At 40.7% G+C, this 16,487-nt stretch carries 19 protein-coding genes, 3 pseudogenes and 1 riboswitch; of the genes and pseudogenes, 6 read left to right on the top strand and 16 right to left on the bottom strand.

All coding sequences use genetic code 11. From position 1 onward, the window contains the following. Positions 1–20 precede the first annotated feature (20 nt). Positions 21–4,238 (bottom strand): DEAD/DEAH box helicase, encoded by a 4,218-nt coding sequence (locus tag VE944_RS17185; RefSeq protein ID WP_324979219.1) that lies wholly within the window; start codon positions 4,236–4,238, stop codon positions 21–23. Positions 4,239–4,600: 362 nt separating this feature from the next. After that, a complete protein-coding gene (locus tag VE944_RS17180; RefSeq protein WP_324979216.1) occupies positions 4,601–4,804 on the bottom strand; it encodes a hypothetical protein in 204 nt (67 codons plus the stop codon). Positions 4,805–5,115: 311 nt separating this feature from the next. After that, a riboswitch (cobalamin riboswitch) is annotated at positions 5,116–5,258 on the top strand. A 465-nt stretch (positions 5,259–5,723) separates the two neighbouring features. Here VE944_RS17180 and VE944_RS17175 point away from each other — a divergent pair. The 4 genes and pseudogenes from VE944_RS17175 to VE944_RS17160 all read left to right on the top strand — a co-directional run. Then, on the top strand, positions 5,724–5,978 hold the full coding sequence (locus VE944_RS17175) for a hypothetical protein (RefSeq protein WP_324979213.1): 255 nt from the start codon (positions 5,724–5,726) through the stop codon (positions 5,976–5,978). A 21-nt stretch (positions 5,979–5,999) separates the two neighbouring features. After that, positions 6,000–6,203 (top strand): annotated as a pseudogene (locus VE944_RS17170) (SAM-dependent methyltransferase); the annotation flags it as partial. A gap of 445 nt (positions 6,204–6,648) precedes the next feature. After that, positions 6,649–7,770, top strand: coding sequence for a fatty acid desaturase (locus tag VE944_RS17165; protein WP_324979209.1), 1,122 nt, complete (start codon positions 6,649–6,651; stop codon positions 7,768–7,770). Between the two features lie 4 nt (positions 7,771–7,774). After that, a pseudogene (locus VE944_RS17160) lies at positions 7,775–7,918 on the top strand (serine hydrolase); the annotation flags it as partial. Here the strand turns inward: VE944_RS17160 and VE944_RS17155 are convergent. From VE944_RS17155 to VE944_RS17110, 10 genes are all read right to left on the bottom strand, one after another. Continuing rightward, on the bottom strand, positions 7,889–8,281 hold the full coding sequence (locus tag VE944_RS17155) for a BRO-N domain-containing protein (protein WP_324979206.1): 393 nt from the start codon (positions 8,279–8,281) through the stop codon (positions 7,889–7,891). The pseudogene VE944_RS17160 and the gene VE944_RS17155 overlap by 30 nt on opposite strands. 370 nt (positions 8,282–8,651) lie before the next feature. Beyond that, positions 8,652–8,987, bottom strand: coding sequence for a hypothetical protein (locus VE944_RS17150; RefSeq protein WP_324979204.1), 336 nt, complete (start codon positions 8,985–8,987; stop codon positions 8,652–8,654). A gap of 65 nt (positions 8,988–9,052) precedes the next feature. Further along, on the bottom strand, positions 9,053–9,454 hold the full coding sequence (locus VE944_RS17145; protein ID WP_324979201.1) for a hypothetical protein: 402 nt from the start codon (positions 9,452–9,454) through the stop codon (positions 9,053–9,055). 63 nt (positions 9,455–9,517) lie between these two features. After that, positions 9,518–11,020, bottom strand: a complete 1,503-nt coding sequence (locus VE944_RS17140; RefSeq protein ID WP_324979198.1) for a hypothetical protein — start codon at positions 11,018–11,020, stop codon at positions 9,518–9,520. 89 nt (positions 11,021–11,109) lie between these two features. After that, positions 11,110–11,769, bottom strand: coding sequence for a hypothetical protein (locus VE944_RS17135; protein ID WP_324979195.1), 660 nt, complete (start codon positions 11,767–11,769; stop codon positions 11,110–11,112). A gap of 8 nt (positions 11,770–11,777) precedes the next feature. After that, positions 11,778–12,269: a hypothetical protein gene (locus VE944_RS17130; protein WP_324979192.1), complete on the bottom strand. Its 492-nt coding sequence runs from the start codon at positions 12,267–12,269 to the stop codon at positions 11,778–11,780. Beyond that, a complete protein-coding gene (locus tag VE944_RS17125; RefSeq protein ID WP_324979189.1) occupies positions 12,266–12,907 on the bottom strand; it encodes a hypothetical protein in 642 nt (213 codons plus the stop codon). Before VE944_RS17125 ends, VE944_RS17130 begins: the two co-directional genes overlap by 4 nt. Then, entirely contained in the window at positions 12,907–13,287 is a 381-nt protein-coding gene (locus VE944_RS17120) for a hypothetical protein (RefSeq protein WP_324979186.1), read from the bottom strand. Before VE944_RS17120 ends, VE944_RS17125 begins: the two co-directional genes overlap by 1 nt. A 105-nt stretch (positions 13,288–13,392) precedes the next feature. Beyond that, a complete protein-coding gene (locus tag VE944_RS17115) occupies positions 13,393–13,764 on the bottom strand; it encodes a hypothetical protein (RefSeq protein ID WP_324979183.1) in 372 nt (123 codons plus the stop codon). A gap of 114 nt (positions 13,765–13,878) precedes the next feature. After that, positions 13,879–14,121: a hypothetical protein gene (locus tag VE944_RS17110; RefSeq protein WP_324979180.1), complete on the bottom strand. Its 243-nt coding sequence runs from the start codon at positions 14,119–14,121 to the stop codon at positions 13,879–13,881. 203 nt (positions 14,122–14,324) lie between these two features. Between VE944_RS17110 and VE944_RS17105 the strand changes: the two genes are divergently transcribed. Beyond that, complete coding sequence (locus VE944_RS17105) at positions 14,325–14,594, top strand: hypothetical protein (protein ID WP_324979177.1); 270 nt, start codon at positions 14,325–14,327, stop codon at positions 14,592–14,594. A gap of 119 nt (positions 14,595–14,713) precedes the next feature. Here VE944_RS17105 and VE944_RS17100 read toward each other — a convergent pair whose 3' ends face one another. The 4 genes from VE944_RS17100 to VE944_RS17085 form a co-directional block, all read right to left on the bottom strand. Next, positions 14,714–14,926 carry a hypothetical protein gene (locus tag VE944_RS17100; RefSeq protein WP_324979174.1) on the bottom strand — a complete coding sequence of 71 codons (213 nt, stop codon included), beginning with the start codon at positions 14,924–14,926 and terminating at the stop codon, positions 14,714–14,716. Positions 14,927–15,133: 207 nt separating this feature from the next. Then, a complete protein-coding gene (locus VE944_RS17095) occupies positions 15,134–15,478 on the bottom strand; it encodes a hypothetical protein (protein ID WP_324979171.1) in 345 nt (114 codons plus the stop codon). Beyond that, a complete protein-coding gene (locus tag VE944_RS17090) occupies positions 15,475–15,675 on the bottom strand; it encodes a hypothetical protein (RefSeq protein WP_324979168.1) in 201 nt (66 codons plus the stop codon). Before VE944_RS17090 ends, VE944_RS17095 begins: the two co-directional genes overlap by 4 nt. Positions 15,676–15,715: 40 nt before the next feature. Next, positions 15,716–15,907, bottom strand: a complete 192-nt coding sequence (locus tag VE944_RS17085) for a hypothetical protein (protein WP_324979166.1) — start codon at positions 15,905–15,907, stop codon at positions 15,716–15,718. Positions 15,908–16,262: 355 nt separating this feature from the next. Here VE944_RS17085 and VE944_RS17080 point away from each other — a divergent pair. After that, positions 16,263–16,487: pseudogene (locus VE944_RS17080) on the top strand (hypothetical protein); the annotation flags it as partial.

Genomic DNA, 16,487 nt, shown 5'->3' with positions numbered 1-16,487 from the left:
AATTATCTAAGCAGGACAGCTTATCCTTCACTAATTAACTGTAACAAGGCTTCCGTTGATATCTTGCCACTCATATCACTACCTTCCAGTAGACTGTCTGCTAAATCTCGCTTTTGGTGATGCAATTGCACAATCTTTTCTTCAATAGTATCTTTTGCAACTAGACGATAAATTGTCACTGGGCGTTGTTGCCCAATCCGATGAGCGCGGTCTGAGGCTTGGTCTTCCACTGCGGGATTCCACCAAGGGTCTGTATGGATGACATAATCAGCCGCAGTCAGATTAAGTCCTGTTCCCCCTGCTTTGAGACTAATGAGAAAGACATCCCCTGAACCAGCTTGGAAGGCATCGACCCGTTTTTTGCGCTCTGCGACTGAAGTACTGCCATCTAGATATTGATAATTAATACCTTGCTGTTCGAGGTAATCGCGGATGATGTGCAAATGGTCAACAAACTGACTAAACACTAACGCTTTATGACGATTTTCCAGCAGTTCACCCAGCACCTCACCAAAAAGTTGTAACTTGGAACTGGGTAATTCAGCTGAAGGCATAACCAGGCTGGGATTACAGCAAGCGCGACGTAATTTCATAATCTCAGCCAAAACTTGCAAATGTTTCTTTCCTGCTTCTGCATCACTTTCGGTAAGTTTAGATATGGCCTGACGGCGCAACGCTTCATAGAATGCCTTTTCCTCTCGACTTAATTCCACATGAAGGAGAATTTCGGTACGAGATGGCAACTCTTCTAGTACCTGATTTTTTGTGCGGCGCAATAGAAATGGTTGTATCAGTTTTTTGAGTTTATTACGTGCAAGTTTATCCTGATATTTTTCAATGGGGATAGCAAAGCGTTGATTGAAGCTTTCAAAAGAACCCAATAACCCAGGATTGATAAAGCGGAACAAATTCCACAACTCACCCAGGTGATTCTCAATGGGAGTCCCAGTAGTCAGCAACTTAAAATTAGATTTTAGGCTCATGGCTGCCTGAGAACGTTTAGTAGTCATATTTTTAATTGCCTGGGCTTCATCCAGAACAATAGTTTGCCACTGTACACCAGAGAGCATTTGAGCTACTTCTTCCTGCTGTAATAAACCATAACTGCATACCAACATATCCAATGGTTGTAACCCATCCAATAATTTTTGGCGGTTAGCACCAGAAAATTGAATAATGTTTAGGGTTGGAGCAAACTTTTGCGCTTCACTCATCCAATTCATGCATACAGAAGTTGGGGCAATAACTAGGGTTGGCCCTTCATGGGCATTTCTGAGAATGACAGCCAATGCCTGCAAGGTCTTACCGAGCCCCATTTGGTCTGCCAAACAAGCTCCTACACCCCAATGTGCCAGACGCGCCAGCCAACAAAAACCCTCCATCTGGTAGTCACGTAGTTCTGCTTGAAGCGTAGATGGCAGTTCTGGCTGGAGATTCTGCACCTCATGGAGACGCTCTCTATGTGTTTTCCAGTGTTTATCTGCTTTTACCTTACCTACCTCATCGACAAAATCCTCTAACCCTAATGTTGCTAAGGGGTGAAAACGAATACCTTTATTATGCTTTTCTGAAAACATCCGCAATTCGTCGAGGCGTTTCCGAAAAGCTTGAGTTAAAGCCAAAAATTGACCATCACCAAGGGGGATAAAACGGCTGGGGGTTTTCTCCAGTAGTTCTAGTAGTTGCTGCATATCCAGCACTAGGTCATTATTCAATTTCAACTCTCCAGTGGCTGCAAACCAGTCTTGCTGACGTTGAATTGATAAATTAAAGTCTTTCAGGTCGGCATTATGGCTAACACGCAGCTTTTCTCCTTCTGGCCATGCCATGACTACGTTACTTCCCAGCGCTTGCAGTTCTAGCAGCAGTTCTAAACAGTCTTCGGGATCGTCTATAATCCATTCACCGTCTTGTTCTTCAATTTGAGTCAAGGTGGCGCAGGCAGCTATAGCATCTTTGGCAAGTTGCTTCTCTTGGGACAGATTTCGTCTGGTTTGGAGACGTTTACCCTCAATCTCGGCAATTACAGTTTCACCACCTGCACCAGGACGGTAGTAGGGGCCACCTTGGGCAAAGGGGCGTGACAAAAGGCTGATTTTCAAGCCGGCATTGGCAGGTAAAAGGTGAATATGGGGTATAGTCTGGGCGGGTACTTCTTCTGCACCTTCTGAACCGCCACCAATGTCAGAATGTACGGTGACGATGCCAGAGACGGCATTTATGGCTGCTAAAACTTGTTTTTCAGCGAAGGCAGGTACATTTAATTTATTATCTATACCAATAATCTCCGCAATGCGTCTGTGTTCGGTAGTAATTTCAATGACTTTGATGCGGGTTGGGGTTTCTTTGATATGCAGAATATTCTGTGATTCTGGTAATTTGGGAGAAAATTCCAAGGTGAGACGGCCAAGTTTTTCTTTTTTAACCAGTAGTTCTGGTTCTCCCTTGACAATTTCTACACGGATAGTAGGTGTATCTTCCCAAAAAACCAACGGATGTCCAATTAAAGCAGAGATGGCTTTTTCACCGAAAGTATAATCAACTTTGCCATAATAGCCCTCACTATATACCTCAATACAACTACATACCCGCATATCTTGGGGCGTGATGTAATCAAACTCAGCTAATCCACTGCTCAGGCGTTTTAGGGCTATGGGGCGACCTTTACTCCACTCCCCTTTAGCATTAACTTTCTGTTCCTTTGGTTGCAAGACACATCTGCTGGGATAGAAGGTAATGAACCATGCTAAACGCAGTTCGGATTCTGGTTTTAGGGATGTTTGTGGTTGTTTTTGGAGATTTGCCAAAGCATTAAGGCACATTTCCCAAGCCTCTTGGGGCCGAATTAGGTCTATGATGGAATGAATACCGCTATCTTCTCGTAGTACCTCTGCAAGTTCTTTATAGTTACTACTTGGTTTGAGTCTGGATAGGAGTTCTGCGGTTTCCATTGCCAACCAGTGATAACCAGAGGCGAGCGATCGCCGATATAATGGCTCTAATAAATTAGGTAAGCGTTTTTTTGCACCCTCAGCATCCATCCAGTAAAGGCATAGGGAGCAAAACAATGTTTGTAAGCTATTTTCTTCTTCTACTGAAGAGATATGGGCGCTAAGTACAAATTGTTTTTGGGTAATATCACCCTGGTGTACTTGCAGCACTGTTTTCAGTCTGTCATAAATAAACCTGAGCCAATAATCCGATTGACGAGACATCAAACTGGTATACTCTTCTGCTTCTTTGAGGCGTTGTGTTGAACCATCTTTTAACAGCGCGAGGATGAAAAATAAGCCCCCCATTGTATTGAAATATATTTGGCGTTTGCCTGTCGCTTTTTTCAGCTTTTTCAGGGCATCTGTATAATAAGTAATTGCTTGCTCATTCTCACCCCATAGAAAACTTAACCAGCCCCAAAATACGGCGGCGTTATCTTGATATTCATGCGATATCCGCTCCAGACTTTCTTGTGCTTCTTCGGTACAACCTCGAAGCAACATTTGTTCTGTCAAAATCAGGTGCAGATAATCTGAGCAATGTCTTCCGGTTGAAGAACATTCTTCTTCTAACAGTGTAAAGGCATCTTCAGACGCAGACAATTTTAATGCTGAATTGAGGAGGATGCTAGATATGCTACTTTCATATAATCTTTGTGGTAAGGTACTCAACCAATCTGTATCAAATGGGTTATTGCATATCTGCTCAAAGATATTTTGTATTACTATTTTTTCTTCGCTATCACCATACTTCTCGTAATCTTCAATTTGCTGATTAATAAAATTATGATCTTGGCGATAAAAACCTATACGGATTTCTCTGATACACTGGCGTAAACTATGGAATATCCGACGAGAATCATGGTTCCAATGAGTACGTATAGGTAGCTTTTCTTCAACTGCTATGACTTGGATTTCAAACTGTTCAGTTTTTATAGCATGACGAGTAGCAATTTCTGTAAGTAACGGGTGACATTCAGCACCTTGCCTGCTTTCTTGCACTAACAAGCCTGCTTTTAACAATTTATCAATTTGGGGACTAAGGGTTTTAGTACTCCAAGGTTTATTGTTTTCATCTAAAGCGCCCGTTTTACTGAGACAACTTATGAATGAATTTTTGTCTATCGGTGCATAAATTACCGAAAATAACTGGATAATCTTTTGTAAGGAAGGGTGTAGCTCGAAGTATTTCTTCTCAAGGAGTTTTGTTTGCAGTTTTGTGGTGTCAGTTGTCAAATTAATCATATTATTTATTTAGTTGTTTAAATAATTCCATTAATTTACGTTTCCGTCCATGAGCGGCTTCTAATTGTGAACGATAAGCAGACCATTGGGCTTGTTCTCCGAGTTGAAGATAAGCTGTTTTTACTTACGAATTGCGAATCACGAATTACAAATTATGAATTATTTTGATCTTTCATGCATGGAGGGAAATATTTACTTTGAACGTTTACATTCCCCAACCTGATTGGTCTAGCAGTGTTTGCAGTAAATCTTGTTTGATTGTCAACCAAGTTTCTCCTGCATAGTCTCGAATTTTACCATAATCTCGCAACCACGGTCTGATTTTAAAAGCAATGATTTTAATTATGACCCAACATTGGGAATTAACTTAACCGGAACATGATCAAGGCTTGCTTGCCAAACCCTTGATAAAAGGCATATTCAATCTCTGCGGGATCACAAATCTCTGTTAGTTTGGATTTCAGCCCAGGAAGTTCTCTAACCTCAATACAGATATTTACATATACATCTTTAATTTCTACATGCAATAGTCCAGCATTTATGTTTAAAAAATCGCCTGTTAGCATTGAACAGTAAGTTAAGGATTCAAGCCATTGTGATTTGTACTTCGCTCTAAAATACTTGAGTTTTGACTAGATTTATTGCAGAAGTAGGGGGTAAAGGGATGGAATTCCCCCAAACCCAGTAACCTTTACTATGCACCCCAATATTTTGGCATTTGTTACTTTTGCAAGATGTTTACTAAGTAATAGGAAACGACCTCGCAACGCTGAGTAGAAAATAAACGCTTGGTAAAAAATGAGACTTGTCCCGATTAATAGCGAATGCAAGTATAGACTAACCATTGATTTTTATGCAAGCAAATCGCAGTTGTGTTAATATTCAGATGAATCTCGGTTCTAGTGGGGAACAGCCGCTAGAGGAAACGGGGAAAGTCCGGTGTAAATCCGGCACTGTCCCGCAGCTGTAAACAAGGCTTGCCTTGTGAGTCAGAATGCCCGCCGAAGTTGACTTGTAAATTTTGTACATCTGCGAGGCACAGATAAGTATTTTTATGAAAATTTATACAACTACTCAGCTTTACGTTCTCATAGTCCCACATATCAAGACGCTACAGATTACGACTTTCTATGAGAGGGTAAGCGGTGGATTCCCATTACAAATTGTGTCTTGAGATGCAGCGATCGTGATCGCTACTCCAGATGAGAATATCGTTTGCAAATAGCCACAGAAACAACGAAATACTGTACTAACTAACAGGTGAAAGTTTTTTAAAAAGAGGTAGTAAATGGCGTGTATGACATACATAGTCATGTTCCACTACTGAACAAATGCTTTCCCCATTAAGCATAGAGATTACTAATTTATTAGAGTTTTATAGCGGTTCCCGATCTAGTGGGGTACGTTTTCAAAGCTACTAACCTTGCTAACAAAGATTTGGATGTACCTCAGTTGCTTAGGAAACGCTATATTAGGTTAATCATCATGCCGAGATTCTATCTTCAGCGAGATGGGAAGATTCCCATTTCTGTTCATCCCTTTGTCAAACAAACGGCTTTCTCCCAAGATAAACACAAGCCCAGTCTACTTCAAGGGAAAATTATTCAAGATGTTCAAAACATTGCAATGTTGATGTATCGGATAATTTATATTGCAATTGCCTCCCTCGGTCAGTTATGGCATCGTTGGTCTGATTGGGTACGAGCAGCAATAAGTAAACCGTTAGATCGGCTCAAATAGGTGTAAAGGAGCGTTCAAAAAATGTCAACTTTATTATATTCTGTAATTGCTTTTCTTCTACTTTTAGTAATTGGAATTGCGGCTTATTTCCTAACTGCCCGCAAGTATCAATCCTCATCCACAGTCGCTAATTTCTACGATCAATGGACAGTTGATGGCATCCTAGAGTTTTATTGGGGAGAACACATTCACCTCGGTCATTACGGTTCGCCACCACGAAGTAAGTTTACACCAACTAAAAATTACTCCACCCGATTGCTACGAACAAGTTTGCAAGCGATGGTCAGAATTTCAACCAAGCTTAATGCCCTAATACTTACCCCGCATTTCTCACAAGCTCATGAAGCGTTTGATGATAAGTAATGGGTAATAAGTAAAATTTTTAACTCATAACTCCTTACTCACTACTCATTACTCCTCGATTCGAGGTGTGGTGAGAAATCCGGGTTACTTTATTCCTCAATGCTCAAACCACAATAAAGCAAGATTCCGAAACCTACTCGCTATCAAAATGTGGCGATAGCTTATTACATGGGACTCACAAATTCCGACTATCTCCGTTTGTAGGAGGTGCGCTATCCTACATTAGGCGGCGCTGTCAAGTCAATGCTACCAGTTATTTCAACTTACCCCAAAAAGAACTTCAGCCGCTAGGAGAAAGTTTTATTTAATGGAAACCGCAGTGAAAAAGTCGGATTTTGTCCTGAGTCCTTACATGAACAGCAGCGACTTGCGAGCAACTTATCAAATCCTGAATACGGTTGTGCCTTATGTGGTTTTATGGTTTTTAGCACACAAAGCAGCTTCTATTTGTTTTTGGTTGCTTGCGCCTATTATAGTTTTGATGACGCTGTTTTCAGCGCGTTGTTTTTCTTTAATGCATGATTGCGGACACTATTCACTCTTTCGTTCAAAAAGGGTTAATCGGATTATCGGTTTTATTCTGGGGGTGATTAACGCAGTACCTCAATATCCGTGGTCAAGAGGACATGCCTATCACCACAAAACCAACGGTGATTGGCAACGCTATCGCGGTCCTAGTGCATTAATCTCTACCGAGGAGTTTGCTTGCCTCAGTCCATCTGCCCAAAGGCGTTATGAATTACTGAGGCACCCATTCATGATCTTTCCGGGAGGTTTTTTCTATGTCGCCATTAAGCCAAGACTCGCCCTGATTGCCGGAATATATGATTTTATCACTCATCTACTGACTTGCTTGCAGCAAGATCCTTTTATGGATTTACCTCGAATCATCTCCTCTCATAAGTCTAGAAATTGGTACACTGCGGCTGAGTTTTGGCATCTGTTGTTCAACAACATTTGTGTAGTCGGCATCTGGATTTTTCTGGGGTATTTACTTGGATTTGGTTTTTTCGTGAGCGTTTACTCAATCACGCTAACTTGTGCTGCGGCAATCCTCATCTGCGTCTTCTTTGTTCAGCACAACTTTGATGGCTCTTACGCCCACAAAACTGAAGGGTGGGACTATCTCGAAGGAGCAATTAAGGGCAGCAGTTATCTGGAGTTACCCACCGTTTTAAAGTGGTTTTCCGCCGATATCGGCTACCATAACATTCATCATCTTTGCGACAGAATCCCCAATTACAACCTCCAAGCTTGCCACAATCAAAATATTCACCTGCTTAGAAGTGCAAAAACGCTGCGAATGGTAGATATTCCTGATTGCTTCAAATACATTCTGTGGGATTGTCCCTCCAATCGCCTCACGTCGATAGCATCGTTTCGTCAAGCGGCACAATCCATCGACCTAGAGAGAGCCAACGAAGCGTAAAGCTTCTATGTTTGCTGGGGTAATTCCTTTAGGTGAGGAAATACTACAACTAAAATCTCAAATTAATGCATTGATGGCTCGCTACAGTTTCCTCAAGCCAGGGATGTTTTTTGTGGATTTAGAAACGGGTAACTATTTTGATATTAGTAGTATTTTGCTGCTGGTTTGGCTTGGGCATTTCATACTTGCCAGTGCGCCGCAGCGATGGAAGGACTTCATGGAATACCCACCGTTGGAATCGTTTTGCAACGGGTTTACGAGATTTGAAGATTAGGCGATAAAGCCCTGCCTCAGTCACTGTAAGCATTTCTTGTCCTTGAGGGTTGTCATCACCAGGGGTATATACATTACATATACCCCTCTCATCTTCATCGAAAGAAGTTAAAGCTTGTGAGACATTTTGGATTTCAAGAATCGTACACACATCCGCAGCAATCCATTCTGGTTCCATTGCTGTACCAACAAACCGGACTTGTTGAGACTCGAATACAAAAGTTGATAAATCAGACATAAATTCAATTCTCCTTAATTGTTATCCAGTCAGTTAAAACAGCCATACAGCAAGCGTTTAACGTTGGCCTTCTCAAAGTCTTATTTTGATGTTTGGCGACATAACCACCCTCTAACTCATTCTGCTCAAAATAATCCCCAACTACGTTAAAAAGCTTATTAGCAACGTCTAAGGAAATTGATTTTGATCAAGACATATTTACTCCAATGAATCCAAGAGTTCAGCTAAACAATTAAATAGAAGTCGGAAGTCGGAAGCACGGTTTTGATATGGGGATTTTAACCCCTAAACGTCGGAACAATGAGTTAAACTTCCGACTTCCGACTTCCTAGTTCCGACTTCGTTAAAACCAATCTTTAACTACTTCGACTTATTCCCCTTTTTGAACCAACAATTTCCCAGACACCCCAGCCGTAAAACCCAACCCAATCGCCGCCACAGTCACACTGGGCTTAATAAACAACGTTGCAATTCCGATAACTGCGCCCCAAAGACAGCCATAGCAGCAAAGGATAATTAACTGATTTTTGGGTTTAACTCTTTCGTCTGATATGGATTGGTGAACGATGGTATAATCTTCAAGCTCATTGATAATTTCTAGTAAAGAAGCACCGTACTGTTTTTCTAGGCGTTCGATAGCCAATCTGTCTTGCTTAACTGGACTTATGGCTAATTTTTGCAAAGAATAAGTTAATTTATCGCTCATGACACCAAAAAAATTAAGATAATCATCCGTTAAAAAAATTGTGAATAATGATGAAAGAGGAAATGTCAAATACGGATTAACGCCAGGAAGCAAAACTTAATTCGTAGAGATGTCGCTTTAATCCAAGTTTGATGGTTATTTAATCCACCTTTTTGTACCCAGACTTGATGGTAGTGAACTGAGATGCGGCTGCTACTTCTGCCATAGTAATTTTCATGGCACCGAGAGCATACCCCTACACAATCCCAGCCGGGAATTTCGTAACCAGAGACAGAAGTGTGGGGGAAATGCAGTAAAAACATTCCCAAAATCCGGCGCAGGAGCGATCGCCTATAATGTAGATGATGTACTATCGTAGCTTTGCCATGCCAGGGATTATTAGTGCAACGGCTTTGAAGACGATAGACACGACGGCAAGTTATTGACCAGTTCCTAGCGTATTCAAATGAAGTTAAGGATTTACGCATTATGTGAGTCTAATTGGTTCAATAATTAATGAGATTTGAGGCATAAGTGAATAAAATCTCCAATCAAATATCAATTTTAAATTTGTAAATCAATCCTTGATGGTCAGTTTGACGGATAAGTGTGACAATTGCTGTTTTTAATTCATCAGCACGCTCATTTTGTCCCAATTCGTTGACGATAAAATCTTCTAGAGTTAAATGCCGTGTCCGCTCCAATTTATCAATCATTTGCCCTGAAGGACTTCTTTGTGCGGCTGTCACAGTTCTCAATTGTTGTCGTTCTTGAGTTGATAATGAATCTCCTGTTGGCTTGTCTTTATCCCTATCAAGAGCAGAATAGTTAGGTAACAAAGGCATTGCGCCCCATGTGGAATTTCCACCAAAGAAGACAGCGCGGTTGCATGGAGATGCTTTAATTAAAGTGTTTATTTCTACTAAATCAATCATTTCGAGAATCGGTGACTTTTTCCACTGTTTTAAAACATTAGTATTCTTGTCTGAAATGATGGCAACTGCCGTAATTTGACTAGTAGCTGATAAATTTAATCCAAGTGGTCCAACATAAGGAGATTGAGCAAGTAGCCAAACATTCTCCTTGCTAGAACCACCAAGTGAAGAAATATGTAAAATCAATGTACCAATGCGCTCGTTTCGACATTTTTTAGCCGCATCTCCAAGGGTGGAACCTTCGTCAATAACTAATAAACATTCTTCTTGATTATTAGCCCATTCGATGTAACCTATTTCTTCCTTGGTTCCATCAAGTACTTCGTCCATCCATTTACAAATAGTTTCTGGGGATTCATTTTTGCATTTTTTACGCCGAACAACGTCAACCACGCCCTCTGTGTAACCATATTCAGATGATTCATTCTTGGGGTCAATATAAAAGATTTTCCGATTCGGGTTTTCGGCTTTGATGCGACGTAGGGCATTAGCAACCAGCATTCCCTTACCGCTTCCACCAATTCCAAAAATGATGCAATTGCGGATAGGTGAAGCAATTTCTCGAACTATATCTATAATGTGTGTGGAATTGTGAACTGAAGATGAAGTATTAGTAGTTGCGAGTTCAGTAGAATGCGAATTAGATTGTTGTGAGAGGAATGGGGATTGTTGCAGGTAATTAGAAGAAGCTAGCGAGAAGAATGGTTGATTTAATGATTGACTAGAGTGTGATGCATCCTCAATATAGTCGATTGCTGCGTTTGAAAAAGCGTACTCTTGACTGCTGGCAAAGTGCAACTCTCGCTCTATATCATCCTTACCCACTTGCTGTATATATGCCCGAAAATCATCACCGTCTAAAATATGAGCAATACAGCCATATTCTCTAATCGCTGCTTGATTGCGTTGAATTTCTTTGGCTTTTTTAAAACTACTATATAATGTCCATCCGGCAATGAGCGTCCCAGTCAAAGGAGATGTGGCACTTGCTGCAACTGCTGCCACAATCAACCCGGCTGCAATATTCCACTGAATGTTATTTTCAGTGGTATGTTTAAAAGCGATAGCACTCCATTGTTCGGGTTTTTTTTGGTTTTTAGTAATATCAAAACGTGTCATATTCATATTTTTTTAAAATAAAATGAAAGTGTTTGTGGGGAAAGGAGAGCGCTTATATTGAATACTGCGCTCCCGGTTTTACCCGACTGCTAAGACTTAATCGCGTAAGACAATTTACCCACCCAAATAATTAATGCCACAATCACCTCAATCGCAAACAGCGTAATCAGTGCCAGCGCCAGATTACCGTAATCCAACTTGCCCCACTGACCTGTCGCCAAAATAAATATCAAGTCGGAAATTTTACCACTCTCGACTGGGGAATAAACCGTAAGGCAAATCAAAAAATCAACCGTATAGGTAAAGATTTTCAACACCTCTAAGTTACTGACAACAGAGATTGGTAGGTGATTGTACGTGCGTTTGAGCATTCTGAGTGCAGGGTCATCGTTATCTTTCTCTTGATAACGGGTTCGCCCATCAGCCTCAGATACAATTTTCTCTATAAACTTCTCATTGTTATAGAGAATTAACGGTAAAACTTCGATAATCTGAATCACACTCCAAAGTATTGCTCCCAATATCCAAGAAAGACTTTTAGAAAATATCGCTGCAATACCATTAATGATTGGGATTGCGGCTACCAAAGAAGTAAATGCGCTACTGGTAGCTTTACCGCCCAAAAATGACACGGCTCTTTCATAAGGTTGAATATTTAGGTAAGCAAACCAGATACCAGCTATCACTAATCCCCAATACAAAAGCCTTAACCACGGGTTAGTTTTTTGCCTATTCTCTCTTTTAGGCATCGTAAAATTCACTGCTTTGCTCCTGAATCAATTGGTTGGCTGTATGTCCCACCACGAAACCGTTTAAGCCGAGTGGCAACTAAATCTCTGTTTCCGGTAAATGCGATCGCCTCTACTTGTCCCCTTAAGCCAATCACACCAGTATTGCCGTTGGCATCACACACTACAGTTCTTTTGGGCAATGGGTTTAGTGTGATTCGGTCTAGGATCACTTTTCCTTGAACAATCGTCACGTATTTATGAGGGTAGACTGTGGCCACAATTGGTAAACACCCTGACTTGTATCTGGCATCAGCAATTGTGGCTTGTTCCTTTTCAAACTCAAGCTGCTGTTCCAAGATTGTTTGTTGCTTGGAGTTTTGAGCAATGGATTGCTTAATATCTGATATCGCCCCCATATTCCTTTGAATATCACCAGATGAATAAACCAAAGATGCTCCCACTAACGCGCCAAATATAATTGATGTTTTATGCTTCCTCCAAAGCCTTGCGCTATTCATTCCCCCATATCCTCCAAAAAAGCATCAATACTAAAAGTGTTATCAGCAGGAGCAAGAGACTTGAAGTTCTGTACATCAGATTTGACTTGAGGGGTAAGAGATTTTACTTCGCTCAAAAAGGCATCAACATCTACTGTTTCCACACCATAACCAGCAAGCAGCTTATTGATTTGCTCATCGTGAAGAGAAAGCGAACGCAAGTATTCAGTGCTGTACTGTGTTTGCTGGAGGAAGGAATTAGCTACAGCACCTCTCTTATGATCTAACGCCCTTTGAAATACCTTTGCTTCTAATGTTGCTATGGCATTGGCTTGGGCTACCGCACCACTCATTACCACCCGAATCATCCCTGCCATCATCTGATGATTGACGTTTGGGATAACGCTAGCCGCCATGTTGGTTGCTTGTTGAATCGCTGACGCTTCTTGTTCTGATGCTGGCAGGTGCAAATGGTTATTAATTGCTGCACCAGCCAGTTCAAATACTTTCTCCAACTCTTCTGTAATGTCTGGGCTAAAAGAGTCAGAGTCGGGGTCAACGTCTGACCCGTGGTCACGCATGACGCGGAGTGCTTCTATGACTTGTACATCGGTGTAGCGATCGCTGAAGTATTCAAATAACTGCTCTTTAGTAAACATTACTGGCTCTCCTTCCATTTTTCAAATTCTTTACGACGTAAGTGCATGAAATTACTTTTGAGGAACTTGACAACTTGAGCGTTGTTTTTAATACCTTTTTCTACTGATTCACCTTTAAGCAAATAAATAATTGCTAATAGGAATCTTTGGTATCCATCTAGGTAATTACTTCGTACTCCTCGGGAGTTTTCATAGTAGCTAGATTTTAAGGGTGAAATTTTGCTAATAATTTGTTCTTCCCACCTCCACAAAGTTGAACGATGAAAACCTAAAAAGTTAGCCCATTCTGTTCTTGATAGCAAGTTATCTAAAAATGCATCACGAATTTTAAAATCTTGCTTCATGTCAAGCAAAACATCAAGCAAATCAGTCAAGGACATTGTTGCACCCATCCCTTGAAACATTCCTAGTTAGGAATTTAACTCTGTGATGAAAAACTAAAAAAACTACGGGTTTTGGTATGTTTGAGACATGATTTTTGCGATTCATAATTTTTTCACCCCGCGCATTGTTGCAAGAGGACTGCACATCGTTGCAAGATTTTCGGGTTTTGACACTTGCAACATAAATGAACAATGTTGCAACGTTGCAGGTGTGAAAATAATTAATGTTATCAAAAGTGGGGAGATTGACAGATAAAATAGCACTGATAATGGGAGAAGTATCCCTTGATATTCTAATAAATTACAAAGGGCGATGTTGCCAAAGCTAGGGTTAAGCTCTCCATCATTTCTCTCGGCAAAAAGGTTATTAACTAAGGCATTTGTTAAGGTTATTACAATAAAAATATGCTCTACTGGAGAGACAGTATTGGTTTTGCATGAACTGATGTAACCACTAAAGTAACTACGAATCATTTTACTTTCCATGATATAAATAGCAACAGTGTTGCACTTGTTAAGTACATACTAAAAAACCTGTATGTAACAGGCAATGAACAGAGTTGACAACTTTGTTGATTAAGTGATTTTCTATAATATTTTTAAATCTTGAGGCTGTTTCCCCTCTTGAATCCACAAGTTGTGCTGTATAGCTGCTAAAGCTTTGACTCTGGCTGATGGGTTGCGGCGTGTTACTTTACCTTGACAGGCATACGCTGCCAATGTTCTGGCTCCAATCTTTAAGTATTTTGAAGCCTCTTCATACGTTAGTCCCCAAACTTGACAAAAAATTAATGGGTCTAGCTCTTCAAATGCCAGTAGTTCCTGAATCATAATCACAACAATCCTTCTTGAGGCTGTCTCTAAGGTTAAGTAAAACTAAAAATGCAGTCACGCACGATTGTTTTCTTTAATGCTTTTCGGAATTACCTAATTACCCATGCAAGTTACTTTTACCATACCATACCGTACTATAAAAGAATTTGCATATATGACGTAAACTGCCGTACTATCAAAAAACTGATTCTCTGTTATACATGCCGAAACTAGGATTTAAAACCATTACAGTTCCAGACTGGATTATTGAGGAAATTAAAAGGCAACCTGACTATAGAGGTAATCAAGCTGCCACTTTAGGGCAACTGGTTAGAGACGCTGTTGCGGCTCGTGGTGGAGAATTAGAAGATCCGCAGATATTTCAATCTCGTATACTGAAGCATCTGCCGCACTGGGATAGGCAAAAATCTTGGGAACTGGCGCTGGTCATTCTTAAATGGTTACAAGAGAGTGATTTGCCCCCTGAATAACAATCAAGGTAAACCACTGTTAAATACGTTTGATGATTTGAGTCCGCTTGTTCTTACTGATGCCTTATTTCGCTTCACCAGCACCAAGCGCTTTTTAGCGCCGATAATCTGCTTTTCCCCTATATATAAGAATCCGCAGTGCCTCTATTTCCTGCATCGGAGAAACACTTTCTTTCAGCAATCGCACTAATCAAATTCTGTTGCTGATGCACATAATCTTGATGCTGCCGCTCTAACACAGCAATTTTGGAGTTTAACTGTTGTACCTGCCGTAATGCTTGTGTCAGAGACGATTCTTTGTTTTGAGAGCGGTTGTCCAAAGTTAATGTCATAAAATTTGCTCTTTATTTATTTAGATTGTTAAAAGCTTTGCCAATCGGCGCATTTCGCGCCCTCAATGCCTTCGGGATGAACAGAACAAATTTGAAGCCTGTGATAATCCTTACTACTCCCCACAAGGCGCAATGTATGTTGACAGCCTTGTAATATGGCTCGGATGTTTGATGTAGTTAACTTGATTTCCATTGCTGTTTCTCTCTCTAAAAATTGTCTCGTTGAACACTAAAACTTGCTCCAACCAAGGCAGTACCCAAGAAAGCGGAAAAACTAACCAACATTGCACCCAAGCAAATGTTTTTCTGTTGCTGCCAACCAGAGATGGTTATGTTGGGGTCAGCATTCGTCTCAATAATCTCCATTCCCCAGCACCCCATTGCCCCAACTCCAGAGAATCCAGTAATCAGTAGAGAGATAATTGCAAATGTTTCTATAGTGCGATCAACAAAAATTTTGGGGCTGAATCTTCTCCTATTACGGCGGCGAAGAACCAATTTACTCTTGTGGTCTACTTGAGATTGGTAAACAACTTGTTTGTGGTTAGTCATTTCGTTTCTTCTAGCTCCACATAGAAACCTGCACCAGTATTATTAATCTTCACCTTTCTTTGATTGACCAGTGTTTGAATCAGGCTAAGACTGAAGTTTATACTACACAATCGTGCGCTACCTCCACAACGGCGGAGATACTGTAGGCACAGCGAGGACTGATCAGTAGGAGTGGGATGAGTGGATTTTCTCGGCATAATATTTTTCCTATTGGTGTTATGAGAAGAAATGTTTACTTCAATTCAGTTCAGGCACTTGTGCAAGCGCTCCTTCCATCCATGCCTGAATTGCTTCCATCTCAGAAACGCCTCGTAATACAGCATCGATTACGTGCTTCTGATAAGAATTAACAGCATGATTAGGATGTCCAAACTTATCACCTGCCCAAGCCAAACACATAGTTTTCACTAGTTCGTCAATCTGATCCATCTTCTACTTGCGCCCATAGAGAGCAACCTAAATCGAGTGACTCAAAATTGCCAAGATTAAATTTTCTAGAGTAGCTAACAGATACAGTTGTGAATTTCATTTTCTTGGGGGTTACAAAATATTGGTTTTCAATTTTCTTCGCTAGTATCAATTATTTCAATGCTGAGTCTTTTACATAAATCGCTCTTGCCAGCAGTTGTTATTTGCTCCAAGCCGTAGTAAATTCTCGTAGTACGGTAATGGAAATGGAAGCTGTTAGTTGTTTCATTGGTATCCATCCTTGTTAAGGAACTCAAAGCACTATCAAAACTGTCTAAAACCAAATATGTTTTTGATAAAAGTCTTGGATTGAATAATGGCACTGCACACAAATCGAGGAAATGGATATTTAGCAGCAGCTCTAGGAGGTTTAACTGGGGCTGTGATATTGATGAACCTGGGTATATATCTAGGGATTGCTTATGGAAAAAACTTCATGCCGAATGCTGAACTCGAAGGGCTACTGCCACCTTTTATTGGTTCTTTTGCCGGCTGGTGGATTGGAGAAGTAATCGGTTGTTGGCTGGCTTTGCGTTGGCGA

Source organism: Nostoc sp. (assembly GCF_035638895.1).
Taxonomy (GTDB): domain Bacteria; phylum Cyanobacteriota; class Cyanobacteriia; order Cyanobacteriales; family Nostocaceae; genus Nostoc.
This window is presented reverse-complemented; position numbering and strand designations above follow the sequence as displayed.